Genomic DNA, 25,778 nt, shown 5'->3' on the forward strand with positions numbered 1-25,778 from the left:
TATTATGGAGGGCTAATTCTATGAAAAAACGGTGGCTTTGGCTGGTCATGATATTGTTAATAATCGTCCCGATTGGGGCGGTTGTCATAGGAAATATAGAACGAGCGGGATTTAAACCGAAGGTGGACGCGCGAGCGGTTGTCTTGATGGATTTAAACACCGGGCGTATTTTGCTCAGCGAAAATGGCGATATACCCTTACCGCCTGCAAGCATGTCCAAGCTGATGACCGAGTTGGTTATTCTGGATGATATTAAAACCGGGAACCGATCCTGGGACGATGAAGTCAAGATAAGCGATACCGCAAGTGACGTAAGCGGCGTTAAAATCGCCTTGAAATCCGGCGAAATCGTGACGGTACGCGAATTGTTCCAGAGCATAACGGTTTATTCGGCCAATGATGCGGCCGTAGCGCTTGCCGAGCATTTTGCAGGCTCCGAGGAAGCGTTTGTCCGAAAAATGAATGCCAAGGCAAAAGAGATTGGCTTATCCAGCGCGACACGATTCGTGAATGCGTCGGGAGTCGAGCGAAACACAGACAACGATCAAGCCTGGTCATCGGATGGAGAAACGGCGATGACCGCAGAGGATACGGCCAAGCTGGCAGCACATTTGATTCGAAGCCACCCGGATATTCTTAGCACCTCCAGCAAGACCCAAACCAAGATCAGCGGACGGAATTTATATTTAAGCAATACCAATTGGATGCTGCCATCGGTAGGAGGTCCTTATTCCTATGAAGGCACTGACGGATTAAAGACAGGGTATACAGCGAACGCAGGATACTGCTTCACGGGTACTGCGGAGAAACAAGGCAGTCGGCTTGTTGCCGTTGTCATGGGTACCGAGTCCAAAGAAGCAAGATTTGAAGAGACGCGAAAGCTATTTGACTACGGATTCGCCAAAACGTTAACATGGAGAGAGCGGCTGGATGACTGGTTTCAATATTCGGGGATCTCAGCCGCTCTTACGCATGATAAGAGACCTGTTTAGCAGATCGCTGAAGATTTGGTAGATTTATAGAACTGCCCGTGAAGGGTTCACATTTGACAATAATCTGGTTTACAATAGATGATGTGTGAAACTGGCCTACTGATATGAAGTGAGTCAACGGGAGGAGTTCCCGTTTAATAAGGAGAGGAGGGGGAGCCAAGTAGCTTGGGGTGCAAGCAAGGACCTTTAACGATCTGACTTATCTATTAATTTATTTTATAATAAAGAAGGAATTGAACTCATGAAGAGGAAATCAATATATATTACTCTTGCTTTGGTCATACTGCTTGGCTCAACCGCATTTTTGTTCAGAACGCAGCTAGCGGTTGTTGCATTTGATCTGTTTATGGCAAAGGATGTAGAGGAATCATTACAAAAATCGTATAAACCGCTCCAGAGCGACAAGACACCTGAACCTGTCGTACTTCAGAGCGAGCCGTTCTCGGTTATGCTGCTCGGGAGTGACCAGCGTGAGGATGAACCTGCGCGTTCGGACACGTTGATCTATGCGGTTGTGCGTCCCATGGAGTCCAAAGTGCTCTTAATTTCGGTTCCAAGGGACACGTATGTCGATATTATCGGTAAGGACAAGAAAGATAAGATTAACCACGCGTTTGCATTTGGCGGTCATCAAATGGCCAAAGATACGATGGAGGCATTTTTCGAAGAAGAACTTGATTATTATGCTTCCATTAATTTTCAGGGCTTGAAGGATGTTGTTGATGCCATTGGGGGCGTGGAGCTGCCGATTGGCAAGGATATCGTCAATAAAGGCAGAGACCATGAGAAATTCACGATTGAAGCCAACAAACCGATTTATAACGGTGAAGAAGCATTGAATTACGTCCGTTATCGGGAGGACAGCGACTTTAATCGTGCGAAGAGACAGCAAGTGTTTTTGGACGTAGCGGCCAAGCGGGTGATGAAGCTTGATCAGATCGGCAAGGTGCCTGAATTGATTGAGATCATGGGTGATAATTTCCAGACCGATATGCAGCCTAAGTTCATTATTGACCTGGCGAAACAGATGCTGACCGGTGGCAAAGTGGATATGACCAGCTATACGATCATGGGGGAAGGCATGAAAATTGGCGGCGTCTATTATAACGAGCCCGACATGGAAGACGTGCAGGAAGCCCGGGATCTAATTGACAACTGGATGAACCCCGATACGCCGGCTGATCAACTGCTGCAGCCCAAAGATGCTGAGAAGCAAAAGTTGAAATAAATAAACACCGGTACACCCGGATGATGTCATAGTACGTTGCTTCATCTCAATCAGCAGTCGGATGGCTGCTGATTTTGTGCCCTATATAAGGAATCAGAATGGCGAAGTTAACGTATGTATGAGTATGGATAGGGGAAGGAGTAACCTGCATACCTAGGCTTTAAATCAGGAAGGTTACTTAACATGACTTCAGAGGTTGGAGTCATAAGGAGGATAATGCATTATGAATATCGCTTTTTTTCTGTTACCGAAGCAGGAAGTGATCTGTTTAACACTGGATTCTACGCTCAGGCAGACGCTGGAACGGATGGAGTTTCACCGATATACAGCCGTGCCCGTACTGGATAAGAACGGTCAGTACGCAGGGACTGTAACGGAAGGTGATCTGTTATGGCATATGAAGAATTCGGAAGGCAAAATCACTTTTGAGAACGCTTCGAAATTTTTGTTGAAGGATGTTCCTTTTCGTATGGATATCAAGCCGGTGTCGATTGACGCCCGGATGGAGGATCTGATTAATCTGGCCAAGGTGCAGAACTTTGTACCTGTCGTGGATGATATGAACCGCTTTATCGGAATTGTACGCAGAAGCCTCATCATAGAGTACTGTGAACGAATTGTCTCCAAGGAGACGATGGAGTCCCACGGGGCATCATAATCAAGCAGGCTTGAAAATAAACAAGGGCGTGGGACCACGATGACAATCTGGGTAACACGCCCTATTTTTTTCGAAACGAGCTGCAGCGAAAAAGCGGGGAGGAATAACCGGGGCCCGATTGGAGCACAAAGAGAAGGTGGGTTACCGAGTGCGAACTGGGACTAAGGATGGACGGGGGGCATGGGCCTTTGTGTGGGCGGCTTTTTTTTATGCTATAATGGAGAATAAAGCTGTTTTCAGGGAGAGATGGATATGCCAAATATGCCGAAGGACTTGGATGTAGCTAAACGTGCCAAAGTGATTGAATGGCTCAAAACCGAAGTAATTGACAATGTATCCCGCTTATTCAAAGCTCTATGGGAAGGCAGCACTACAAAGGTTGGAGACAGTTTGGTAAGCCTGATGATGAGCTCATACATACTGGGCCGAAGGCTCGGCTTGACCTATCGGGATTTGGACGATCTCTTGTTAGAGAAATTGAAAAAGCATAAGCAGGAAGGACATCAGCTGGAAGATTGGTACCAGGATATTTCCGCGCTCGAAGAACATTTGCGTAAGAGGTGAACATATTGAAACTGCGCTGGACTACGGCGGTATGGAGCGTTATTTATTTGCTTCTGCTGCTATCATTACTCACACCCTTTTCGATCGTAACGGCTTTCTTGTTAGTTCTACCGGTTGCGATTCTGTTTACGGCCTTGAATACAAAATCATTTATCATGCATGTGGTGCCAGTGTGGCTGATCGCGCTTCTGATTCACCCTATTTATGTGTTATTTGCGATCTATTTTGCCGTTCCGGGGATTGTCATGGGGTATTTGTACCGGAAGCGGAAGGCAGCTATGCAGGTATTGAAGTATGGCATGGCAGTCATGCTGGTGGAAATGCTTCTTCTGCTCATGATCAGTACCGCCTTCTTCCAATTAAATCTGTCGGAGTATGTGGATGAGATTGTGAAGATGACGACGGCTCCGCTCACTGAGATGGGTGTAGAAGGAGGCCTGGGAGGACAGTTCCTTGGCACCGAACTCGATACACAGTTAATAAAAGATCAAACGATGCGCTTGGTTCCATTTGCGATGATTATCAGCTCATTCCTCATGACGGTGGTAACCCATGCTTTGGCTCGTCCTACACTGGGCAGTATGGGCTTGACCGTGCCGCGCCTGAAGCCGGCTAGAGAATGGATGCTGCCGCGTTCCCTGATCTGGTACTACTTGCTCATCTTCTTCATCAACATAGCAACGGTTAATTCGGACAATACCTTCATGAAGATGATCGTGGCAAACGCTACGCCTTTGCTGCAGATCTGCTTCATGATTCAAGCGCTAGGGTTCTTCTACTATCTCACTCACGAACGGAAGTGGCATCCGATTGTACCGCTTTTGACGGCTATACCGATTGTGCTGTTCCCGCCGGCTATGATCATCGGAATCCTGGACCTGGCATTTCCACTTCGTCAGGCGTTTAGTAAAACCAAAAGATAGGGTGATGAGTCATGCCTAAATTTCTGCAGAAGCGCTGGCACGGCTATCATACCGTCTGGGCGTTTGCGCTGGTGCTTCTGCTTGTTATATTTCTGTCGTTCTACAATACCATTCTGGGGCTGGTCGGTCTGCTGCTTGCGGTGGCAGGCGGCTATGCCATGCTAAAGACGGAGATGAAATTCCGCCGCGAGCTGGTCGATTATATTGGGGATCTGTCATTTCGGATTCAGCGGGTCGAAGGCGAAGCGGTCAGCGTGCTGCCATTTGGCATTGTCCTGTACAGCGAGGACAAGACCGTGGAGTGGCATAACCAATTCGTGGTCAATATGTTTCCGCAGCAGTCGTTGGTCGGCGCATCCTTAGAGGAACTGTTTCCCCAGCTGGTTGTCGCGATAAAGGAAGCTGAAGAGAAGAAGGATAACAAGGAGAAGCTGCCGAAAGAAATTCGTCTGGAGATCTCCCACGAGGATAAGTTCTATGGAGCAACGGTCATTCCGGATGAGCGATTAATCTATCTGGATGAGATTACCGAGCTGGCCGTGCTAAGGCAGCGGTATGAGGATGAGCGATTGGCCTTGGGCATTATCATGATGGATAACATCGATGAAGCCTCGCAGGGGATGGATGATCAACAGCGAACGGCACTGATTGCGAAGGTAACCAGTGAGATTACCGATTGGGCGCGTGAATTTAACGTCTATTTGCGGAGACTTTCCTCGGACCGTTATTTGATGATGCTCAACCACAGGTCGCTTGATGCGCTGGAGAACAGCCGCTTTCTCATCTTGGATGAAGTCCGGGAGATGACCGCCGATCTGAAGGTACCGCTGACGCTAAGCGTTGGTCTTGCTTTCGGTTCAGACGACATCACGGAGCTTGGGCAGTTGGCACAATCCAGTTTGGATATGGCACTGGGCCGCGGCGGAGATCAGGCAGCTGTCAAAGCGGGCCAGAGGCTCTCCTTCTATGGCGGTAAATCCAATGCAGTGGAGAAACGGACGCGCGTAAGAGCACGCGTAATCTCCCATGCGCTGCGCGATTTGATGCAGGAGAGCGACAAAGTGATCATCATGGGTCATAAGCTGCCGGATATGGACGTGGTCGGCGCTGCAATCGGCGTGTTGAAAGCAGCTCAGATGTATAAAGTGGAGGCTTATATCGTGATGGAGGGCATGAATCCGTCCATATCGAGGCTGATGGAAGAGGTCCGGAAGGACGAAGCCTTGATGAACCGATTCATCTCCACCGAACAAGCGATGCAGATCATGACAGAGCACACATTGCTCGTTGTGGTTGATACGCATAAAGCCTCCATGACGATGGAGCCGCGGCTGGTTCATCGCGCAAGCCGGGTCGTTGTAATGGATCATCACCGGCGCGGAGAAGAGTTTATTAACGATGCGGTGCTGATCTATCTTGAACCGTATGCCTCATCAACCTGCGAGCTGGTTACGGAGGTGCTGCAGTATATTCACGAACGGGTATCCCTTACGCCGGTTGAGGCAACGGCCTTATTGGCGGGGATCACGGTGGATACGAAGCATTTTGCCCTCCACACGGGATCGAGAACGTTCGAGGCTGCCGGTTTCCTGCGTCGTCACGGAGCCGATACAATGATGATTCAGCGGGTACTCAAGGAAGATCTGACAGAATTTATAGCGAAGGCAGAAATCGTGAAACATGCTAGAATGGTATATGACCATATCGCCATTGCGGTTTCGAAGAGCGGGGAGCCCATGCCGCAGCTATTGATCGCTCAAGTGGCGGATATGCTGCTGAATATGACGGATGTGCAGGCATCGTTTGTCATAAGCGAACGCACAGACGGCAAGATTGGCATTAGCGCCCGCTCCATGGGCAAGATGAATGTTCAGATGATTATGGAACGTCTCGGGGGAGGCGGACATTTAACGAACGCCGCAGTACAACTGGATACGACGCCTGAGAAAGCCGAGGAGAAGTTGATGGAAGTACTGAAGGACATCGAAGCGAAAGAGGGGTTATTTGAATGAAAGTCATTTTCATAAAAGATATGAAGGGTCAAGGCAAGAAAGGTGAAGTGAAGGAAGTTTCGGAAGGATATGCAACAAACTTCCTGATTCCGCGTGGGGTAGCTCGTCCGGCAACCGACGGCAACATGAAAACACTGGAGCAGCAGCAGGCTTCCGAGGAGAAGCGCAAGGCCCAGGAGAAGGAAGAAGCACAGGCGCTCGGCAAAAAGCTGGAAGAGATGACGGTTGTCCTGAAAGCTAAGGCTGGAGAAGGCGGCCGTCTGTTCGGCGCCATTACCAGCAAACAAATTGCTGAAGCGCTGGCAGGACAGAAGATCAAAATCGACAAACGCAAAATTGAACTTAGCGATCCGATCCGCAGTCTGGGTGTTACCCAGATTCCGGTGAAGCTGCACCCTGACGTCAAGGCGACGCTCAAGGTTCAAATTACGGAGGAGTAATATGGGAGGAGAACTCTATTTCGATCGAGTCCCCCCGCAGAACCTTGAGGCAGAGCAGGCGGTGCTGGGTGCCATTCTGCTGCAAAGTGAAGCGCTGATTACAGCGATGGAGCGGGTGCAGGCCGAGGACTTCTACGACAAAACGCATCAGATGATCTATGAAGTTATGGTGCAGCTCGGGGAAGGCAATCAACCGATCGATCTGGTGACCCTTACATCTCTCCTGCAAGATAAAGGGCAGCTGGAAGAGGTCGGTGGTGTCAGCTATTTAGCAAAGCTGGCCCATGCGGTTCCGACGGCTGCGAACGTAGATTATTACGCCCAGATCATCGAAGAGAAATCGATGCTGCGGCGGTTGATTCGCACCGCAACACAGATTGTCAGTGAAGGATATACCGGAGGAGAAGATGTATCCGGTATGCTCAGCGAGGCGGAGCGGCGCATTCTCGAAATTTCCAATCGACGCACGGGCAGCGGATTTATTGCGATCCGCGACGTGCTGATGGAAGTATTCGAGAAGGTGGAGGTTCTCCATCAGAACCGGGGGAATACAACGGGAATTCCATCCGGTTTCGTGGACTTGGACAAAATGACAAGTGGATTCCAGCGCAACGACTTGATCATCGTAGCTGCCCGTCCTTCCGTAGGTAAAACCGCGTTTGCATTGAATATTGCTCAGAACGTGGCCATTCGTGCCAAAGAAACCGTGGCGATCTTCAGTCTGGAGATGTCAGCGCCGCAGCTCGTACAGCGTATGATCTGTGCGGAGGCTAACCTGGATGCAGGGGTCATGCGTAACGGTGATTTCAAAGGTGATGAGGATTGGTCCAAGCTTACGATGGGCATCGCAGCTCTGTCGGAAGCCGAGATCTACATTGATGATACACCGGGTGTAACGGTTGCCGATATTCGTGCGAAGTGCCGTCGTCTGAAGAAAGAGAAGGGTCTTGGCATGATCCTGATCGATTACCTCCAGCTCATTCATGGACGCGGCAAGGCCGGGGAGAACCGGCAGCAGGAGGTATCCGAGATCTCGCGTACGCTTAAACAAATCGCCCGTGAGCTTGAAGTGCCGGTTATCGCGCTGTCACAGCTCAGCCGGGGCGTGGAGCAGCGTCAGGACAAGCGTCCGATGATGAGTGACCTTCGGGAATCCGGTTCGATCGAGCAGGATGCCGATATCGTTGCGTTCTTGTACCGGGATGATTATTACAATCAGGAAACCGAGAAGAAGAACATCATCGAGATCATCATTGCTAAACAGCGTAACGGTCCTGTAGGTACGGTGGAGCTGGTCTTCCTGAAGAACTTTAATAAATTCGTCAATTACGAGCGAACGCATGCCGATGCCTTTGCTGCCGGATGACGCGTTACAGATTAACCGACCAGGCAGATACCTGCCGCTGGTTGTAAGTTAAGGGCATTTCTTAAGATATCAAGTATAAACTTCGAAGCTTGGGCCTTCCTGATATCGCAAGAAAAGCTTCCTCTAACCGCGGTCTGTCTTCTGAGAAAGTACGTCGACAGTCGCTATTCATATGGCGGTTCCCCGAATAATGCTGCAATCATTCGATAATCTTGTCCTAATTCCGAACAATCGTACACACTGATGTGCGATTGTTCGTTTTTGTATTTGACTTTAAAAATAGGGACTGTTACACTGGTATTGCTGCTTTAGTGCAGTGAGGTTGAAATTTAATCAGTTTGTAGAGGTTATTTCATCAGTGTTTCGCGAAATATTAAGGGTGTAACAGCCCGGGCGGAGGAATGAATATGTCAACGGTAGTCGTTGTGGGAACACAATGGGGAGATGAAGGGAAAGGGAAAATCACGGATTATTTGGCGGAAAGCGCTGACGTGGTAGCCCGTTACCAAGGCGGCAACAATGCCGGCCACACCATTCTGATTGACGGTAAAAAATTCAAGCTTAGCTTGATTCCATCCGGAGTATTCTATAAAGATAAAACCTGTGTGATCGGAAACGGTATGGTCGTTAACCCGGCTGCACTTATTGAAGAGATTAATTATATTCATGATAACGGGTTCAGCACGGATAATCTGGTAATCAGTGATCGTGCTCATGTTATCATGCCTTATCATATGGTATTGGATGCTCTGGAAGAGGACCGCAAAGGTCCGAACAAAATCGGTACAACCCGCAAGGGAATCGGCCCTTGCTATATGGATAAAGCGGCACGTAACGGCATCCGGATCGCAGATCTGATGGATGCTGAAGAGTTCGAACTGAAGCTTCGCCATCTGGTGAAGGAGAAGAATCAAGTCATTACCCAGGTGTACGGCGGGGAAGCACTCGATGTTGAAGAGATTTTAACGCAATATCTGGAATACACCGAAATCATTCGTAAATATGTGCGTGACACTTCCGTCATCCTGAATGATGCGATCGATGAGAATCAAAAAGTATTGTTCGAAGGCGCGCAAGGTGTCATGCTGGACATCGACCAAGGCACGTACCCGTTCGTTACGTCTTCGAATCCTTCTGCAGGCGGTGTATGTATCGGCTCCGGTGTAGGACCATCGAAGATTCAGCAGGTGATCGGTGTGGCTAAATCCTATACGACCCGTGTAGGGGATGGACCTTTCCCAACGGAGCTGGACAATGAAATTGGGGCGTATATTCGGGAAAAAGGACATGAATACGGCACGGTAACCGGACGCGCTCGCCGCGTAGGCTGGTTCGACAGCGTAGTTGTGCGCCATGCCCGCCGTGTGAGCGGAATTACCGGCTTGTCCCTGAACTCGCTGGATGTGCTGAGCGGTCTTGAGACCGTTAAGATCTGTACCGCATATAAATTCCGCGGCGAAGAGATTACGCACTACCCAGCAAGCCTGAAAATGCTTGCCGAGTGCGAAGCGATCTATGAAGAGCTGCCAGGCTGGAGTGAAGACATTACCGGCGCCAAAACGCTGGAGGATCTGCCGGAGAACACCCGCCGCTACGTAGAGCGCGTATCCGAGCTGACCGGCATTCCGATTGCCATCTTCTCTGTGGGCCGCAACCGGGAGCAGACGAATCAAGTGCTTCCGATTTACGAGAAATAATCTAGCGTTGGAGCAAGAGCAGAGAGACTAGAAGTTCAACTTCAATGATAAGATAGGTCTATGAACCTGCCGATGATATTGTCGGCGGGTTTTCTTTTTGGCAAAGAAGGTGGAGACCAGAAAGCATCCTGCGATAACATTGATGCCTAAATGTGGAAGAATTTGTCCCTTCATTTGAAGAATATTATCCCTTAGCCAGTTGTCCATCCACCCTATAATGGAGAGAGACATAGAGGACAGCACGCTGATAATTTGGAATTGGGGCTAAAGGCAGCGGGTATATGCAGTCAAATCAATGTAGGGGGGACAGAAGCCATACGAAGTCAATGAGGCGTGTGGCCTTCTTGAGAGCTGGACAAGGCACACGATCCAGCATAATAAAAACCGGATTCATCTACTAGGTTGCTAGGGATGGTTCCGGTTTTTTCATTTTGGAATGGGCCTAAAACTAACGGAATCATGAAATATATCAAATGGAGGTAGAAAAAATGAGGGAAAGAGGATTGAAGCGATTCCGAGCCGTCAATAATGGAAAAAGAAAGCAATCATCGCCATGTCATTTCAGAGCATGTAGGAGGAAGGAGGAATACGGATGAAGTGGACGAAATGGCTGCTGAAAGTTAGCTTGACCGCCATCCTGGTGAGCACGCTCACGATTGTGACAACAGGCATCGTGGTCAATGCCTATATTCAATCGGTGTTGTCCAGTTTTAACATTCAGTTGGAGACGGAGCCGATGGGGATTGGAGGTATCATGAAGTCGATGCTCGGTATGGGCTCCGGCACCAAGCCGGATGTCGGCAGTGCCAACCCCGCGGAGGATAACAATAGGGCAGAAGATAAGAATGCTACGTCCGATGAACCAACGCCAGGGAGCGGCTTGGATCGTAATGGAGAGGCACAAGAGGATGACGAGGCGAATTCGAACCCGGCGGGAACGACGGGTGAGCCGCCAGCTGATGAAGAGGCACCTGATAATTCCTTACCAGTAATGGGTACGAACACGACAGGGCAGCCTGACGATTCCTCGCTGGAAGATCAGGAGATTGTGATGACGCCGGGGGAAATTGTGGATCGGAAGGACAGTTTGCCAACAGAAGAGAAGGAAGAGATTTTTACCCTGCTGATGAATAAACTACCCCAATCGGAAATGCAGAAGATTTCTGCGGCGATGGAGGACGGACTGACTGCAGCGGAACTTGCGGACATCGAGCAGGGCATATCCAAATATTTGAATGCCGAGGAATTCGATAAACTGATCACCATGCTTAAAGAATAACGGTATAACGGTTATCAGGCCCGTTCTGTCACTGTTTTGTCACTGACTTGCGGTGGTTATATATTAGGGAAAAACAGGAAACCCGCGCCCAGCGCGGGTTTTTCGCTGTTTTCGTAAACTTGAAATGATTGTAATGGCTATGTTAAAGTATACGAAGATCGAAAAGGTTAAAATTTTGATACCTTTTGACAGGTTGTGTCATAATCAATACTAAGTCAGCGAGTTCAAATGAACAGATTCTTACATATGAACAAGGCTTAAAGGAGAGAGACATGAAAGGTTCTAAGGGGAAACGGTGGATGGACAGCCTCTTGCGCAAGCAAGCAGCCGATCATTCTGCCCACAACAACAACTCGAATCGAGAGCCCTCGGAGCCGTCGAATCCACAAAAACGGGGATGGACTTCACCGCGCAGGTGGATTTGGATATCGGCAGGGGCATTGCTCATAGCAGGATCGATATATACGGGCGGAAAAGCGTATGTGAACGCGAATACGGTTCCGTTCTATCATGTGTACGTAGATGGAAAAGCCATCGGTACCATTCAAGATGATGCCCAGCTTGACCAGCTGCTCAAAGAGAAGCAAAAGGAGTATCAGCAGGAGCACCCTGACGTACTTATGGTGCTTCACACCGACGGCATTACAACGAAGGCCGATCGTTCCTTTAAACCAGAGGTGAACAGCGAGGAGACTCTCCAAAAGCTGGATAACATGCTGAAGGCATATGCCCGCGGCGTGGAGCTGAAGGTGAACGGCAAGACAGTTGCCATCGTGAAGGATCAGCAGGCGGCCAAAGCTGCCGTCGAAGCGGCCAAGCTGAAGTTCGCTCCGGCAGCTGCCCAGGAGGAGAAGTCCCAGAGGGTCGCTTTCACGAAGACGTCGGCATCGGCATCGAGCAAGAAGAGCGATGACGGAAGCGGGCTCCAGTCCGTGGATATTAAGGAGAAGATCTCGCTTGCCAACACAAAGGCTGACCCGAACAAGGTGCTAGACGTAGAAGAAGCGGTTAAAGTGCTTACGGGCACGAAGGACAAGCCGGTGGTATACACGGTGAAAGAGGGAGATACGATCTCCTCAATTGCGCAGCATTTTGGCATGAAGTCTGCTGACGTCATGGCGCTGAATCCCGGGCTGGAGGAGAAATACGTGCAGATCGGGGCCGAGCTGCAGGTAACGAAACCGGAAGCACCGCTGACGGTAAGAACGGTGGAGGCGGTGTCGGAGAAGCAGCCAAGCAAGCCGGAAACGATTGTCCGCAAGAGCAGCGAGCTTCCACTGGGGAAACGAAAGGTCGTTCGTCCCGGGCGGGATGGCGTCAAAACCGTGGACTACATCGTAACCAAAGAGAACGGCAAGGTCATTTCTAAGCAATGGACAGGCCAACAGGTGGTTCAGGAATCCCTGCCGGAAGTTGTGTATAAAGGCACCAAGGTGGCGCCGAAGAAAAAAGCGGCAACGGTGACCCAGAAATCCAGCGGCAGCATGTTCGCATGGCCGGTCAGCGGGGCGCGTATTACGAGCTCCTACGGTCATCGTTGGGGAAGAAGCCACGAAGGTGTCGATATGGTTGGCGGGAGCACGATTATGGCAGCCGCTTCGGGCAGAGTGGTCTTCGCCGGTCAGCAGAGCGGTTACGGCAATGTCGTCATTGTCGATCACGGCAATGGATACCGCACCCTGTATGGACATATGAGCAGAATTTCCGTAAGCAACGGACAATCCGTTGGACAAGGCTCCAAGCTGGGCGTCATGGGCAATACGGGCCGTTCTACTGGAACTCATCTCCATTTCGAAGTGCAAAAAAATGGAGTTGCTCAAAATCCGATGAATTATCTGTAGTTCTGTGTTATACTTGATAAACCAATGCGACATAAGCCATTATTGGTTCATATATCATAATAGTGAAGATGGCCGCTCCTTAACGGGGGCGGCTATCTTTGCGTCTTGCCAGAAGTTGTTGGGATGGGGATGTGGGACAGAACGGGAAATAGCTGCAGTGGGGGCGCAAGCGGTATCCTTCTCCGTCGCTGTTGAATTCGGAAAATAAGAATGTTGCGTAAGCTGAGATTTTCCGAATCCAAAGGCGATCGCTACCGCTCTCCGAATGACACCGCTCGCTGCTGTCGAAGGTTTTCCCTTATCTGTCGAATCCATCCCCGTGCCTTCCGCTGCGGAAGCGGGTGGCCGCCCCCTAAATCGGGGCGGCCGTTGGGGGGCGGAGTGGGTGGGAAACATTAATAAAAACTATTCTCTTTTGTAGGCGTAGACTAGGAGATTAACCAATGATAGTATCACTACTGCAATAAACATAATAAAGGATACAGCGTCGCCGCTGGTTCCCAATTCATCTGCAAGGTAACCTATTTGATAGGTCAGATGAGCGGATACTGCCAAACTAATAAGGGTAATTATTGCGATTGTAAAACCATTGATTACTTTATGGCGATTCCGAAAAATCATGATGAACAATGTGATGATCAGAATGAGGATAAACAGAATATATATGGGTCTAAAATGAGTAACTATATTTGTACTTTCCATCCAAACAACCCCTCCCTGTACTTATTGATTGAACTCTCAATCTAAACTTAAATAAGATGGATGAACCCCCGTCGAAAGTTATATTCCATCATAATCCAAGAAAGTTATAAATTTCAACCATTGAAAACCACCCCCCGAATCAGGTCAGCTGTCAGGAGCGGTGGGTGTGTAGCGGCGGCAGGTGTGGTAAAATGGGAAGAAGACCGTTTAAGTGTGAGTTCAAAGGGGGACTTTTTGAACATCCTCTTTATGTGAAGGTATGAGGTGAACAGGACAATGCAGGGAACCATTCTGGTGGTGGATGACGAACAACCCATCGCCGATATTTTAAAGTTTAACTTGGAAAAAGAGGGCTATGAGGTCATCTGCGCTTTTGATGGCATTAGCGCGGTGGAGATTGCGCTTACGAAGCGGCCGGATTTAATGCTGCTTGATTTGATGCTGCCCGGAAAAGACGGAATGGATGTGTGCCGCGAGGTACGTGCCGCGAACCTGCAGATCCCGATCATCATGCTGACGGCAAAGGACGGGGAGATTGACAAGGTGCTTGGACTTGAGCTTGGCGCGGATGATTACGTGACGAAGCCTTTCAGCACCAGAGAAATATTGGCACGCGTGAAGGCGCATCTGCGCCGTCAGCAAAAGCCGGACAACTCAGCGGATAACACAGGCGGCACAAGTGCAGGCGGACAAGGCCTGCGGCTGTTTGAGCTGTTCATTGATACCGATATGTACATKGTATATAAAAGCGGGGAAGCACTTGATCTGACGCACCGCGAATACGAATTGGTGTATTATTTGGCCCGTAATGCCGGTAAAGTGATGACTCGTGAACATTTGCTGCAGGCGGTATGGGGGTTTGAATATTTTGGCGATGTGCGGACCGTGGATGTTACCATTCGCCGACTTCGCGAGAAGATTGAAGAGAATCCGAGCAAGCCGGAATATATCCTGACTCGGCGCGGACTGGGCTACCTGATGCGCAGCGCTAAAAACGGAGGCCTGTAATGAAGTGGCTGTCCTTCTTCCGCACCATTCAGGCGAAGGTCATCATTATTTATGTCCTTCTCATACTGATCGCGATGCAGCTGATCGGGGTGTATTTTGTCAGTGCGATGAAGAACTCGCTGACCAGCAATTTCACGAAGGACTTGCAGGAACGCGCAGAGCTGATGTCGGTTCTGGCGGCCAAGACCCTTGGCGGCGAGAATGTTACGGAGGAGGACCCGTATGAGAGCCTGCGCGTCATGGTGAACAATCTGTTCAATCTGAACGGAGCCGAGATTCAGGTACTGGATTCCACCGGACGGGTGCTGACAACCTCGCTGCCCTCCCATGCCGATTACGTGAACACGAAGAACACGCAGACGGTTGTCAGCCGGGCATTGCAGGGTATACAGGATAATGAAGAGTATATTATCGATGATGATAACATCCGCAAAAAAGTGGTGGCCAAGCCCGTCATGTACAACGAGAAAATCGTCGGCGCCATTTATATCGTAGCCAGCATGAGCGAGCTGTACAGCACGATGCAGCGGATTAACAATATTTTTATATCGGGCATTCTCTTGGCCCTTGGCTTGACGGCGGTGCTTGGCGTCATCCTGTCGCATACGATCACCAACCCGATCAAGGAGTTGACCAAGCATGCCCGGGCCGTCGCGGACGGCCGGTTTACCGAGAAAACGCCGGTGTTCGGCAGCGATGAGATCGGCCAGCTCAGCCAGGCGTTCAACTATATGACCAGCCGTTTGCGCGAAGCCCTCTCGCAGAACGAAGAAGAGAAAGAGAAGCTGGCATCGATTCTGACCAATATGAGTGACGGCGTTATCGCAACCGATGAAGCGGGACGCGTCATTCTGATGAATCGGCGCGCCGGGGAAATGCTGGGCGTGGAGGGAGAAGAGCTGGCAGGACACGATATCGTTTCCCTGCTGGGTCTTGAGGAGTCCGAATCGGAGGCGCTGGCGCGCAGCGAAGGGCATGATTCCAAGCTGCTGGAGATTGTGCCGCGCGAGGGCAGCGAACCGTTCATGATGCGTGTGACCTTTACTCCGATTCATCGGCGGGAAATCGGCATCACTGGTACGATTGCAGTGCTGCAAGACGTTACCGAGCAGGAAAAGCTGGAAGCATCACGGCGAGAGTTCGTGGCGAATGTATCCCATGAGCTGCGCACGCCGCTGACCACCATCAAGAGTTATACCGAAGCGCTGGAAGATGGGGCGTTGGAGGATAAACAGATGGGGCCGCGATTTGTCGGCGTCATCCAGAATGAGACCGGCCGGATGATCCGGCTGGTAACGGACCTGCTGCATCTGTCACGGCTTGATTCCAAGGAGGCTGCCCTGCATAAGGAACCAACGGACATTGTGGAGATGCTGGAGGACGTTGAGGATCGGTTCTCTTTTCAAATGAAGCAAAAGCGTATCCGTACCATTATTGAGGTGAAACCGGGCGTATCGACAGCTATGCTGGACCGGGATGGCATTGATCAGGTTCTCGATAACCTGATATCCAATGCCCTTAAATATACGCCAGACGGAGGCACTATCACCATGGATGCAAGCATAACGGAGGATGGCATGCTGTCCTTATCGGTAAAGGATACCGGGATCGGCATTCCGAAGAAGGATCTGGATCGGATCTTCGAGCGCTTCTACCGGGTGGATAAGGCCCGAACGCGCAATTTAGGCGGGACAGGCCTCGGATTATCCATTGCCCGGGAAATTGTCAGGGCACATGGAGGCTTTATTACGCTTCAATCCGAGCTGGAGAAAGGCACCACGGTGACCTTCACCTTGCCCCTGGATAACGAGGGGAGGGCATTAACGTGAAGGAGCGATTAAAGACCATTCTGTTGGTTGTGCTGGTCGTGGGCAGTTTGCTGCAGAGTTACGTTTTGATTTTCCGCTTTCCGGGCAGTGATTCGGTTGTGCAATCCAAGAACGCCTATATCCGAACCGAGGAAATGGGCCCGGAGGAAAAGGCCGAGAATCTGCTCTTCCCCGACAAGATGATCATTCATCTGGGCGAAGACCAACATACGGTGTTCTATCCGAACGATACATTCTACAATCTCGTATATAACAGGCTTAAAGGACGGACCTTTGATAATTTCCAGCGGCGGATGGTCAGCAACATCGACTGGGCCAAGGTTCGCTCGGAGAATCGGGGCATTGAGCTGAGCTTTGATTCGGGCATTCCGGTTACGCTGCTCCAAAGAGTGATGCAGATCGTCCCGGACACCCTGTTTGAAGGGGAAAGCATCAATAAAATATGGCTGTACAGCGTGGAAGGCGAAGCGAAGATCCATGTCATGTTTTTCAGCATGGAGGGCGATGTGGTCTATGAAGCCGCCCAGGCGGATTTGACCGTCCAGGATGTGGATCAGCTGGTGGACTTCGGGCTGAGCTGGACGCCGTATAAGATGGTGGATGGCCGGTATTATACCCCGGCGAAGGAACTGAATATGGTCAGCATTGAACTGCCCATTGGCGAATATACGGTAGATCAGATGCAGCGCAGCCTGTTCTTTGACCCTAGCATCACGCGCAATATCCGGGAAAAAGATGGCTCCGAGATTTATACGGACAGTAAGCGGAGCCTGCAGGTGGATCAGGGGCAAAAATGGATCAGTTATACCGATCCGGCTGCGCCGCCATCCGGTGAGAGCAGCCCCGGTAAGGATGTGCTGTCGGCCATCGATTTCGTGAATCAGCACGGGGGCTGGAATGGCACGTACAGGCTGGCTAAGGCGGGGGAATCCGAGGATCGTACGCTGGTGAAATTCCAGCAGTACTATGGCGGATTCCCGATCCTGGATACACCGGGCTTCCAGTATGGCGTCATGGAATTGGATCTACAGCAGGGAACGGTAACCTCGTATGAGCGCTCGCTGTTATATCTTGAGTCTGCTGCCTTGAAGAAACAGATGGTGAAACTGACAGGGGGCGAGGCCCTGGAAGCGAAGCTGAAGCCTTATATGGAGGGAAAGAATATGGTTATAGGTCTGGATCCCGCCTATTTACCGGTCCTAACGGGAGAAGGACTGCTGCTAAAGCCAGTATGGGCCTTGGAGCTCCAGAACGGGTCAGTTATCACACTCGAATAATGATAGAGATCGTTATTGAATCATAAGGAGGGAACATCATGGATTGGGGCCGTGCCAAAAATGTATTGATTTACGCGTTTTTGCTGCTGAATCTGGTGCTGGGCTATCAGCTCTGGATGGATTACCGCGAGCAGGTCGGCTCCAATCTGGATTTCACCTCGCTTTCCGAGAGCACGCAGCAGGTGATTGAGGAGAATAGGATTCAATTGCTGAGTCCGATTCCGACGGAAACGCCGCAGCTTCCCAAGATTAATTATATCTACAGCGCGGAAGCGCAGGGAGGGCCGGTAGGGCTGGAGCAGCCCATTGACACGGAGCTGATTTATGCCGATGAGAAGGAATTGCGGAATGCGCTGGAGGGCAAGATCAAGGATCTCGGGAATTATCGCCACGATCCGCAGTCGGATAAAGAGAATATCATCGTCTTCCGGCCGCTAGTGCAGAAGGAATGGCCGCTGTTCAATGTGGAGCTGGAGTTCATTTACGAATCCCAGAAGATCCATGCGTACCGGGAGCCGGTGTTTGAGATTATGCCAACCGACGATATGGAGGAACAAAAGGTTCTGCCCGCATCCAAGGCTTTGGAAACGCTCATTGAACGTAACTTCATCCCGCCTGATTCGGCGGTAAGGGACATTCAGCTGGGCTATTATGGACAGTTGTTTAATACGGAGGATCAGTTAGCAGCGCCAACCTGGCGGTTTACATTGGATCATGGCGAGATGATCTATGTACAAGGCATCAGCGGGGACGTGCTGACGCCAAAAAGCGATACGACAAAGGAGTAACAAGACTATGGGGATTTCATTTTCCGTGCTGTCGAGCGGCTCAACGGGCAATGCGACCATTGTCCGCAATGAGGATACGACACTGTTGATTGATGCGGGCTTAAGTGCACGGCGCATCGATGAGTTGTTGAAGGAACGCGAAATGATGGGGGAAGAAATCGACGGGATCCTGGTCACGCATGAGCATTCGGATCATATCCGGGGGCTTGGCGCGGTGGCGCGCAAATACAATCTGCCGATCTACGCGAATGAGAAAACATGGGAAGCGATGAGCAAGTCGCTGGGCAAGATTGCGGAAGAGAACCGGATTGTGCTGGAGAGTCATGAGGTCAAGGATTTTGGCACACTGCGGGTGGAGCCTTTTGAAATATCCCATGACGCTGCGGCACCGGTCGGTTATTGCTTCTATGACGGCGACGAGAAGCTGGGCGTCGCGACGGACCTCGGTTATGTCAGCGATAAGGTGAAGAAAGCGCTGGATGGATCGGATGTCCTGGTGCTGGAAGCCAATCACGATATCGAGATGCTTCGGATGGGACGCTATCCGTGGAATACCAAACGTCGGATTCTCGGCGATATGGGACATTTGTCGAATAATTCGGCAGGCGATGCCTTAAGCGAGCTGCTGACGGGGGATACCAAACGAACGTATCTGGCCCATCTCAGCCTGGATCACAACATGATGGAGCTGGCGAGAATGACCGTCCGCGATACGATGGAGGACCGCGGCTGCTTCTTCAAGGATAGCGAGTTTAAATTGTGTGATACGTATTATGACCGCCCGACCCCTTGGGATAAGGTCGGCGAATAGACATAGGGTCGACAGCCATCCAAGGCATGCCCCGGACATACACCGTACGCACAGGGAGTTTAGATAACGACATTTTTACCAATGAAGTATTCCTTCTTGAGCAATTTTATATTAGTTATCAATATATAGGCATAACTAAAACAGCCCCACGATCATAGGGAACTATGACGTGAGGCTGTTTTGCTGTTTAAGGGATACTGAGTTCCGAGAGACGAGGCTCGTTCTAACGCTTGCTGAGACTCTCTTGTGCCATGCGCACCATCTCCCGAACCATGGAACCGCCAATCGCACCGCCGACTTTACCGGCCTGCTCGGTGGTCAGGTCTCTGTTGTCGCCCGGTTTAAGGGGGACGCCGAGTGACTTGGCCACCTCATATTTGACGTCCTGCTGTCTCTGCGGATCCACTTGATAGCCTTCGCTGCGCATGACGTCGGTCATGAACTGCTGCATTTCGGGACTCCGGCGCCGTCTTGATCTTCTTGCCATCCCATAACCCTCCTTGCAATGGTTTCCCCTTCGTAACATTCCCTGCGGGGCACCGACAGATGAATGGATAACCTAACCAGTTCAATATGAGGGAGAGTTGAAGAGAATGGAACCGAGGCATTCGAGTAGTCGAGACGGGATAGGCCGATCTTGTCTGTAGGAGCGAATCGTAAGGAGGCTGGAAGTATTTTTTCAATGGATGGTGTAGGAAGAATAAGTTGCGGGGAATCCAAATAGGAATGATGTGTGGGTTGCCGGAGATCCCTTAAACGTTGCGGTTCAAACGGGATCGACTTCGTCATGAAAGACCGACGGTTTTGCCATTTTCTTTACACAATTGTCCGGTAGTATGTTAAGGGGGAATGCGCGAACGAGGGTAGCAGGCGGTTAGGGATAGCAGATATGCCGGAAGAGAAGAAGTTGGACCATTGAAGAAAATCCCTTCATAATGGAACCGTTTGGTCGTCTGTTACGTATACAAGGTTAATATGTTCATCCGGGTTATTCGTTGTTATGGATAGAAGAATCTGTCATTGTACCGACCCTTAAAATGGCCTTCAATTTGGCATTTGTTTTTATCAAATAAAGCTGACGTGAACCTCTGTTCGTGTGGTACAATAGGGACATTAGAAGGTCTGAATGCTTCTGTTAAGCACTTGCATCGAACAAGGCACTAGGCATTTTGTATTTTAAAATACGGATGGCCCAAGTTTTCCCATCTTTTTTTAGAAAAAACAGATGTTTCGCGCTTAAGTCGCCCTGTTTGTGGTAATAGAAGAATACAGGGTTTTTTTTGAACTGTCGGGTGGGAATACATACCTTTTATGGGACCAAATTTCAGGCAATGGATTGAAATATTCGTGGTAGAGCGAATTTTCGATAAAAGTTTAATTAGAATGCTCAAAAATGCAACTTTTTGGGCCGCTGAATAGTCTTTACAGTAGAGAGATATATAACAGGTGGCACGCTGCCGATTTCATAGGAAGCTAGATACACTGGGTACAGGGCAGGTTGTTATGACGACAAGATGATTTCATAGGTCAGTCGGTAATGGCGGAGGGTCTGAAGCTTAAAGTATCTTGACGCGTAGCAACCAAGGGGAGAGAGGGATCGCAATGGGATTATTTGACGATGATTTCTATTCAACTAAAATTTCCAGACGGAGCAAAAATACCAGCGAGGACCGACCTGAGCGAACGAAGTGGCGGACGACCCGCCGTAAAAAGGGTTTATCCACATTCCAGATTTCCGCGATCAGTTCTGTGTGCAGTGCTCTGATTGCGGTGATGCTGTTTAGCTTCATAACAGGCCATCCTGCGACCTCTTCACCGGTTACCTTGATTAATGGCAGCCATCAGCTGTCCAAGTCCGATGGGGATCCCTATGAACGGATTGTTAGCGTTGCTCAGAAGGTGCGACCGGTTGTTGTCAGTGTGCTGACACATAAAGAGACCGCGATGCCAGAAGAGGAAGGCCTTGAGGGAGAAGGGTTGGAAGAGGATTTCGGTACCCTGCCAGAGGAAGAAGGGGATTTTGAGCTTCCGGAGGGATTCGACTTCGGTGAGGATTTTGATTTTGGAAATGATTTCGGCGGCTCACAGGAAGACACCTTGGGCTCTGGCGTTATCTTTAAGAAACTCGAGGGCAAAGCCTTTGTGATTACGAATAACCATGTCGTTGATGGTGCCGTTTCCCTAGAAGTTGTGCTGGTAGGCGGCGAGAAGAAGAAGGCGACCTTGGTCGGCACAGACAAAGTTAGTGATATTGCCGTTCTGTCGATTGATAGTAAGGGCATCGGAGAGGTTGCGGAGTTTGGGGATTCCTCCAAGCTTCGCCTCGGTGAAACCGTCATCGCCATCGGCAACCCGCTGGGCCTGGGTGACACGCTCACATCCGGGATTGTCAGCTACACGAACCGCGTAATACCGGTATCCCTGAACCAGGATGGCATCTATGATTGGGAGCAGGAGGTCATTCAGACCGACGCCGCCATTAACGAGGGGAATAGCGGGGGCGCTCTAGTGGATTTGAACGGTAAAGTTATCGGCATCAACACGATGAAAATCGCGGACACCGGCGTAGAAGGGCTTGGGTTTGCGATTCCGGTCAATGAAATTACGGAGATTGTAACCGAGCTGATGCTGAAGGGGCATATTGCACGCCCTTATCTCGGCGTATATACCGTAGACTTAGGTAATCCGTATGCTCCGCTGAGCAAGAAAGAGAAAGAGGACCTCAAGCTGCCGAAGACGGTAACTGAAGGCGTGGTCGTGCTGGATGCGCTTGGACCTGCACTGGATGCGGGTCTGCAGCTGAATGACGTGATTGTCAAGCTGGATGGCAAGCCGATTACGACGACGCTGGAGCTGCGCAAGCACCTTTACTATAACACGAAGGTAGGCAAAGACATGGACGTGACCTTCTATCGTGACGGCAAGCTGCAGTCGCTGAAGGTGAAGCTGGAAGAAAAGCCTGGAGAATAAGGCAGGCTGGATCGGCTGACGTGGTTGGCTGAATCACTGCGGATTTTTTAGAGTGAACGTGCTTGTCCATTGTTTCGTGCAGCATTTCATGGGTATATATAATGGTTAGCGTTGAATAGTATCCAATATAGAGAGATTTGAAAAAGGTTAGATAAGAGCCGTGAAACGGCCGCGAAGAAGAGCGTGGACTACGCTCTTTTTTTGCTGTCCGCATAGAAATGATGGTGGGTCATAAGGACTTTTGATGTGAAATCCATGGATAGACAGGAAGCTTTTATGGATAGAAAACCGGCCGGGGTGAGCAAATGGGTTAAAAACATTTCTTTTTCTCGTAGAGTGTGGTAGAACAGAAGAGTGGCTATACTGGTTTGAAGATAAACACAACATGAGGCGAAAGATAGAAAGGATGCATAGAATGTACGTCGTATGCAAGGAACATGTGGAACTAGCGATCGAAAATTTCGTGGATGAATATGAGGATGCCCCGGATATTGTTGATCTGAAGGAGACCGAGTTTTCGGACTGGGACCCACCGGTGAAGTGCGCGGAGTGCGAGAAGCATGCTGAGTTTTTAGTTGTGTAACGTGAACATGTTAATTAAATAAATAATGCGAATGAGAAAGCGTGATGATTTCACGCTTTTTTTGTTTAGACTTTCTTGAGTCGCGGCTTCGTTCATCAACAGCCTTTTCATGGAATGGGCGAAGAGGTAAATAATAAGTACGGCCAAACATTCCGATCATTGTCTCTGGAATGAGCAACCGGCTTCGTTGTACAGACCTTCATAGTGTATGATGGATGTATAGATTACAACGAGGCGCGATAACCTATCGTGAATGGAGACGATCAGTAATGGGTGACTACAGTAGATCATGGGAAGACGAGATCAGCCGGGCAGCTGATGCGGCCTATGAGAAGGAAATGGATGAAATCAACCGTCAGCTGAAGCAGGAAATTCTCATCGCTCTGATTGGTGATGTGAACACAGGCAAGTCCTCCACCATGAACCGGATCGTGGGTGAAGAGGTTGCTGGCGTCGGGGCAGAGCCTGGAGAAACGACGGAAATTAAACCGCATAAGTACAAGGAGCATATTTACTTCATGGATACACCCGGGTTAAATGATGTGAACACCGCGAACTCGGAGATAACCTTGAAATACTATAAACAAGCGGATATCGTTCTATTCTTCCTGAACGCTGCGGGTACTGTCTTCTCCGAGGCGGAGAAGAAGTCCTTCGAGATGATTCAGGCCGTGAACACGAACATCTTGATCGTGCTGAATAAAATTGATGCCGCAGATGAAATCGACCGTCTGGTGGCGCGGATCAAGAAGGAGACCGGGGGGCGCTATGAGGTTGCGCCGGTATCCTCGCGGACGGGTGAGAATATCGACCAGCTGCGGAGCAGCATTCTGGAGATGCTTAAAAAAAAGTCTAAAGACATTCTCTTTGCCAAAAGCATCAAGGAAAAGTCGGCTACTGCCAATGGATGGATTATCGGAGCCTCGATCTCGGCAGGAGCGGTAGGCGCATCACCTATTCCGGGATCGGATATTATTCCGATTACCGGCATTCAGGTGAGCCTGCTTACCAGGCTTGCGGTGCTGTACAATAGGCCGATCAGCAAGGAGACGGCGAAGGAACTGGTCATCGCTACGATATTCGGCAATATCGGCAAGAGCATTTTCCGGCAGATCGTGAAGGTGTTCCCGGGAGCGGGATCGGTCGCCGGAGCGACGGTAGCGGGTGCCACCACACTGGCGCTGGGATATGCAGTGAAATACGCTTACGAGCACAACATCGAGATCAATACGGCGAATATTACGAAGCTCTATAAGAAGTTTAGGGATAAGGCGGAGACGGAATCGGAATCCAAGTCCGAGTGAGCGTGGGGAATCATGTCATATGCCAGCACGGATGGCGAATGGAATAGAAAAAGGGGCCTTGGGGCCCCTGATCATAGCTGCGTTATTGCAGCGACTTTATCATGATTTACTTAATGGCAGCCGCGTAATCGGCTTTTGCCTGCTCCAGCATCGATTTCCAATCCGGGAAATCGGTTTCTCTTGAAACATGACGGTCAAACAGTTCATCCGGAATGTTATCGATATCTTCGTGCGTTTCCACTTGGAAGTTACCTTTTACGACAAAATCCCCAAAACTGCTGTGGGATGAATGTTTACGCATAAACGATTCATTGAACAGCTTTTCCAGAGAGATGTTATCCGGATCCTCCTGTACCGATTTTTGGCCTTGTAATTCCTTCAACAGATCATCAAACGACATGGGCTTTTGCTTTCTCAGAGTACCACTCCTATAACTAATATTTGTGTTCAGTATAACATAACCGGATTTCTCATATACATAGTCAGCTCCGGAAGGCTTGACGCGCTGTTATCGTCTTAATAATGAAGACCAGGTTTGTTCCAGCCAGTGATCAAAGTCAGCGCCTTTGTCACCTTCGTACGTATCGTAGATGTCGACCCTCATCTTTTTTAATTTCTCTTTAAAGTCTTCATACGTGTGGTCACGAGGAAGGCTTTTTTTGATGCGCAGCAGCACCTTTGAAACGTCCTTCATCAGCTCGCCTTTGGGTCTTTCCGGCATCTGCACGTCCTCACCAAAGGCCAGGAGTTTACGATAGGCTGCCTCTCGCACCTGATAAACCGCATCCGTATTCAGTCTATGCAGCAAAATATCAATGGATTTCTGATTTTTCCAATTTCCTAACGCTTCCACCGCATCTAAACGTTCTCTCCAATTGGCGTTCCGGTTGGCGGAGCTTTTGAGCTCCTCATAATTCTCGGGCATATCCGTTATCAATTCTTGATTGTCCAATCCGTTCATCTCCTTCAATATGATGTATCAGGTCGATCTGTACCATATGTTCATTATGGGGTACCTTTTATGATTCTCGGCATCCGATGTACCGTCTGCCTGCTTGGCCCCTTTACTGGTATAAGGTTTGGGTTTACTCTTTGCTCTTCTCGCACTTGCATCCCAGCGGCTCCAGCCCTTCTTGCCCGTGCCTCTGCCTGTTCCGCCCTTGCCCTTGGATTTACTCAATCAATCACTCCGTTACGGTATATTCTTGTCCCTATATGCTGATTGTTTACCAGCACTGTTGAAATATACACTGTATTGGGCCATATGTATAGGATACCACGGAAATCAGCATAAGAATCGAAATATATGAGCAAGAATTCCGGTATTGGTATAGGCATGTCCCTCGGTTGACTAATTATTCCCAGCGTGGTATCTTATTTTTGAACTGACCAGTCAGAACAAGTACGATGAACTGAAATATAGATGTGAAAGGGCCGATCCAATTGTGAGCAAAGATAAAATTATTCAAGCAGCCATTGAAGTATTCTCCGAGAACGGATATCACC

23 protein-coding genes are annotated in these 25,778 nt (G+C 49.7%); 19 read left to right on the forward strand and 4 right to left on the reverse strand.

All coding sequences use genetic code 11. The annotated features are described in order from the left end of the window. The first annotated feature begins 20 nt into the window (after window positions 1-20). From ACPV3A_RS27645 to ACPV3A_RS27720, 16 genes are all read left to right on the forward strand, one after another. Window positions 21-992 carry a D-alanyl-D-alanine carboxypeptidase family protein gene (locus ACPV3A_RS27645; RefSeq protein ID WP_220687055.1) on the forward strand — a complete coding sequence of 324 codons (972 nt, stop codon included), beginning with the start codon at window positions 21-23 and terminating at the stop codon, window positions 990-992. 241 nt (window positions 993-1,233) lie between these two features. Further along, window positions 1,234-2,220 (forward strand): LCP family protein, encoded by a 987-nt coding sequence (locus ACPV3A_RS27650; RefSeq protein WP_071219345.1) that lies wholly within the window; start codon window positions 1,234-1,236, stop codon window positions 2,218-2,220. Window positions 2,221-2,443: 223 nt separating this feature from the next. Next, on the forward strand, window positions 2,444-2,878 hold the full coding sequence (locus ACPV3A_RS27655; RefSeq protein ID WP_071219346.1) for a CBS domain-containing protein: 435 nt from the start codon (window positions 2,444-2,446) through the stop codon (window positions 2,876-2,878). Between the two features lie 261 nt (window positions 2,879-3,139). Further along, complete coding sequence (locus ACPV3A_RS27660; RefSeq protein ID WP_174819218.1) at window positions 3,140-3,442, forward strand: MazG-like family protein; 303 nt, start codon at window positions 3,140-3,142, stop codon at window positions 3,440-3,442. Further along, window positions 3,439-4,365: a YybS family protein gene (locus ACPV3A_RS27665; protein ID WP_259445570.1), complete on the forward strand. Its 927-nt coding sequence runs from the start codon at window positions 3,439-3,441 to the stop codon at window positions 4,363-4,365. Before ACPV3A_RS27660 ends, ACPV3A_RS27665 begins: the two co-directional genes overlap by 4 nt. Before the next feature lie 11 nt (window positions 4,366-4,376). Then, window positions 4,377-6,377 (forward strand): DHH family phosphoesterase, encoded by a 2,001-nt coding sequence (locus ACPV3A_RS27670; protein WP_194540263.1) that lies wholly within the window; start codon window positions 4,377-4,379, stop codon window positions 6,375-6,377. Beyond that, complete coding sequence (rplI, locus tag ACPV3A_RS27675) at window positions 6,374-6,817, forward strand: 50S ribosomal protein L9 (protein ID WP_071219349.1); 444 nt, start codon at window positions 6,374-6,376, stop codon at window positions 6,815-6,817. The genes ACPV3A_RS27670 and rplI overlap by 4 nt, the downstream gene beginning before the upstream one ends. 1 nt (window position 6,818) lies before the next feature. Beyond that, a complete protein-coding gene (dnaB, locus tag ACPV3A_RS27680; RefSeq protein WP_071219350.1) occupies window positions 6,819-8,183 on the forward strand; it encodes a replicative DNA helicase in 1,365 nt (454 codons plus the stop codon). Window positions 8,184-8,590: 407 nt separating this feature from the next. Beyond that, window positions 8,591-9,880, forward strand: coding sequence for an adenylosuccinate synthase (locus tag ACPV3A_RS27685; RefSeq protein WP_426202611.1), 1,290 nt, complete (start codon window positions 8,591-8,593; stop codon window positions 9,878-9,880). A gap of 592 nt (window positions 9,881-10,472) precedes the next feature. Then, window positions 10,473-11,159 (forward strand): hypothetical protein, encoded by a 687-nt coding sequence (locus ACPV3A_RS27690; protein WP_339295218.1) that lies wholly within the window; start codon window positions 10,473-10,475, stop codon window positions 11,157-11,159. Window positions 11,160-11,431: 272 nt separating this feature from the next. After that, window positions 11,432-13,000 (forward strand): peptidoglycan DD-metalloendopeptidase family protein, encoded by a 1,569-nt coding sequence (locus ACPV3A_RS27695; protein ID WP_426202613.1) that lies wholly within the window; start codon window positions 11,432-11,434, stop codon window positions 12,998-13,000. Window positions 13,001-13,978: 978 nt separating this feature from the next. Then, on the forward strand, window positions 13,979-14,710 hold the full coding sequence (yycF, locus tag ACPV3A_RS27700) for a response regulator YycF (protein WP_426202615.1): 732 nt from the start codon (window positions 13,979-13,981) through the stop codon (window positions 14,708-14,710). A 74-nt stretch (window positions 14,711-14,784) separates the two neighbouring features. After that, the gene (gene walK / locus ACPV3A_RS27705) at window positions 14,785-16,539 is read left to right on the forward strand and encodes a cell wall metabolism sensor histidine kinase WalK (protein WP_374198258.1); all 1,755 of its coding nucleotides are present in this window, start codon (window positions 14,785-14,787) and stop codon (window positions 16,537-16,539) included. Next, on the forward strand, window positions 16,536-17,816 hold the full coding sequence (locus ACPV3A_RS27710) for a YycH family regulatory protein (protein WP_220687061.1): 1,281 nt from the start codon (window positions 16,536-16,538) through the stop codon (window positions 17,814-17,816). The genes walK and ACPV3A_RS27710 overlap by 4 nt, the downstream gene beginning before the upstream one ends. Window positions 17,817-17,854: 38 nt before the next feature. Next, on the forward strand, window positions 17,855-18,604 hold the full coding sequence (yycI, locus tag ACPV3A_RS27715; protein WP_071219358.1) for a two-component system regulatory protein YycI: 750 nt from the start codon (window positions 17,855-17,857) through the stop codon (window positions 18,602-18,604). 7 nt (window positions 18,605-18,611) lie between these two features. Further along, window positions 18,612-19,415 (forward strand): MBL fold metallo-hydrolase, encoded by an 804-nt coding sequence (locus ACPV3A_RS27720; RefSeq protein WP_071219359.1) that lies wholly within the window; start codon window positions 18,612-18,614, stop codon window positions 19,413-19,415. Between the two features lie 223 nt (window positions 19,416-19,638). On the opposite strand, the gene ACPV3A_RS27725 is transcribed toward ACPV3A_RS27720, so the two are convergent. Then, the gene (locus ACPV3A_RS27725) at window positions 19,639-19,902 is read right to left on the reverse strand and encodes an alpha/beta-type small acid-soluble spore protein (protein ID WP_220687062.1); all 264 of its coding nucleotides are present in this window, start codon (window positions 19,900-19,902) and stop codon (window positions 19,639-19,641) included. A 1,115-nt stretch (window positions 19,903-21,017) separates the two neighbouring features. Between ACPV3A_RS27725 and ACPV3A_RS27730 the strand changes: the two genes are divergently transcribed. The 3 genes from ACPV3A_RS27730 (at window position 21,018) to ACPV3A_RS27740 (ending at window position 24,272) form a co-directional block, all read left to right on the forward strand. Next, entirely contained in the window at window positions 21,018-22,385 is a 1,368-nt protein-coding gene (locus tag ACPV3A_RS27730; protein ID WP_220687063.1) for a S1C family serine protease, read from the forward strand. Between the two features lie 415 nt (window positions 22,386-22,800). Further along, complete coding sequence (locus ACPV3A_RS27735) at window positions 22,801-22,968, forward strand: CxxH/CxxC protein (protein WP_006207301.1); 168 nt, start codon at window positions 22,801-22,803, stop codon at window positions 22,966-22,968. Between the two features lie 269 nt (window positions 22,969-23,237). After that, window positions 23,238-24,272, forward strand: a complete 1,035-nt coding sequence (locus tag ACPV3A_RS27740) for a GTPase (protein ID WP_339295216.1) — start codon at window positions 23,238-23,240, stop codon at window positions 24,270-24,272. 106 nt (window positions 24,273-24,378) lie between these two features. Here the strand turns inward: ACPV3A_RS27740 and ACPV3A_RS27745 are convergent, their stop codons facing one another. The 3 genes from ACPV3A_RS27745 to ACPV3A_RS27755 all read right to left on the reverse strand — a co-directional run bounded on the left by ACPV3A_RS27745 (window position 24,379) and on the right by ACPV3A_RS27755 (window position 25,452). After that, window positions 24,379-24,672, reverse strand: coding sequence for a hypothetical protein (locus ACPV3A_RS27745; RefSeq protein ID WP_071219362.1), 294 nt, complete (start codon window positions 24,670-24,672; stop codon window positions 24,379-24,381). Between the two features lie 108 nt (window positions 24,673-24,780). Then, on the reverse strand, window positions 24,781-25,233 hold the full coding sequence (locus tag ACPV3A_RS27750) for a HEAT repeat domain-containing protein (RefSeq protein WP_220687552.1): 453 nt from the start codon (window positions 25,231-25,233) through the stop codon (window positions 24,781-24,783). A gap of 18 nt (window positions 25,234-25,251) precedes the next feature. Further along, window positions 25,252-25,452: a DUF3934 family protein gene (locus tag ACPV3A_RS27755; protein WP_426202621.1), complete on the reverse strand. Its 201-nt coding sequence runs from the start codon at window positions 25,450-25,452 to the stop codon at window positions 25,252-25,254. Window positions 25,453-25,778: the final 326 nt, after the last annotated feature.

The sequence above is a fragment of the Paenibacillus sp. Dod16 genome (genome assembly GCF_049893405.1).
Taxonomy (GTDB): Bacteria; Bacillota; Bacilli; order Paenibacillales; family Paenibacillaceae; genus Paenibacillus_AQ.

What these genes read in the sequence shown, in the direction of transcription:
- ACPV3A_RS27670 (WP_194540263.1), top strand. Translation starts at nt 4,377, where the DNA reads ATGCCTAAATTTCTGCAGAAGCGCTGGCACGGCTATCATACCGTCTGG.
- ACPV3A_RS27740 (WP_339295216.1), top strand. Translation starts at nt 23,238, where the DNA reads ATGGGTGACTACAGTAGATCATGGGAAGACGAGATCAGCCGGGCAGCT.
- ACPV3A_RS27735 (WP_006207301.1), top strand. Translation starts at nt 22,801, where the DNA reads ATGTACGTCGTATGCAAGGAACATGTGGAACTAGCGATCGAAAATTTC.
- ACPV3A_RS27745 (WP_071219362.1), bottom strand. Translation starts at nt 24,672, where the DNA reads ATGTCGTTTGATGATCTGTTGAAGGAATTACAAGGCCAAAAATCGGTA.
- ACPV3A_RS27685 (WP_426202611.1), top strand. Translation starts at nt 8,591, where the DNA reads ATGTCAACGGTAGTCGTTGTGGGAACACAATGGGGAGATGAAGGGAAA.
- ACPV3A_RS27695 (WP_426202613.1), top strand. Translation starts at nt 11,432, where the DNA reads ATGAAAGGTTCTAAGGGGAAACGGTGGATGGACAGCCTCTTGCGCAAG.
- ACPV3A_RS27660 (WP_174819218.1), top strand. Translation starts at nt 3,140, where the DNA reads ATGCCGAAGGACTTGGATGTAGCTAAACGTGCCAAAGTGATTGAATGG.
- ACPV3A_RS27650 (WP_071219345.1), top strand. Translation starts at nt 1,234, where the DNA reads ATGAAGAGGAAATCAATATATATTACTCTTGCTTTGGTCATACTGCTT.
- yycI (WP_071219358.1), top strand. Translation starts at nt 17,855, where the DNA reads ATGGATTGGGGCCGTGCCAAAAATGTATTGATTTACGCGTTTTTGCTG.
- dnaB (WP_071219350.1), top strand. Translation starts at nt 6,819, where the DNA reads ATGGGAGGAGAACTCTATTTCGATCGAGTCCCCCCGCAGAACCTTGAG.
- walK (WP_374198258.1), top strand. Translation starts at nt 14,785, where the DNA reads ATGCAGCTGATCGGGGTGTATTTTGTCAGTGCGATGAAGAACTCGCTG.
- ACPV3A_RS27690 (WP_339295218.1), top strand. Translation starts at nt 10,473, where the DNA reads ATGAAGTGGACGAAATGGCTGCTGAAAGTTAGCTTGACCGCCATCCTG.
- ACPV3A_RS27750 (WP_220687552.1), bottom strand. Translation starts at nt 25,233, where the DNA reads ATGAACGGATTGGACAATCAAGAATTGATAACGGATATGCCCGAGAAT.
- ACPV3A_RS27730 (WP_220687063.1), top strand. Translation starts at nt 21,018, where the DNA reads ATGGGATTATTTGACGATGATTTCTATTCAACTAAAATTTCCAGACGG.
- ACPV3A_RS27645 (WP_220687055.1), top strand. Translation starts at nt 21, where the DNA reads ATGAAAAAACGGTGGCTTTGGCTGGTCATGATATTGTTAATAATCGTC.
- ACPV3A_RS27725 (WP_220687062.1), bottom strand. Translation starts at nt 19,902, where the DNA reads ATGGCAAGAAGATCAAGACGGCGCCGGAGTCCCGAAATGCAGCAGTTC.
- rplI (WP_071219349.1), top strand. Translation starts at nt 6,374, where the DNA reads ATGAAAGTCATTTTCATAAAAGATATGAAGGGTCAAGGCAAGAAAGGT.
- ACPV3A_RS27720 (WP_071219359.1), top strand. Translation starts at nt 18,612, where the DNA reads ATGGGGATTTCATTTTCCGTGCTGTCGAGCGGCTCAACGGGCAATGCG.
- ACPV3A_RS27655 (WP_071219346.1), top strand. Translation starts at nt 2,444, where the DNA reads ATGAATATCGCTTTTTTTCTGTTACCGAAGCAGGAAGTGATCTGTTTA.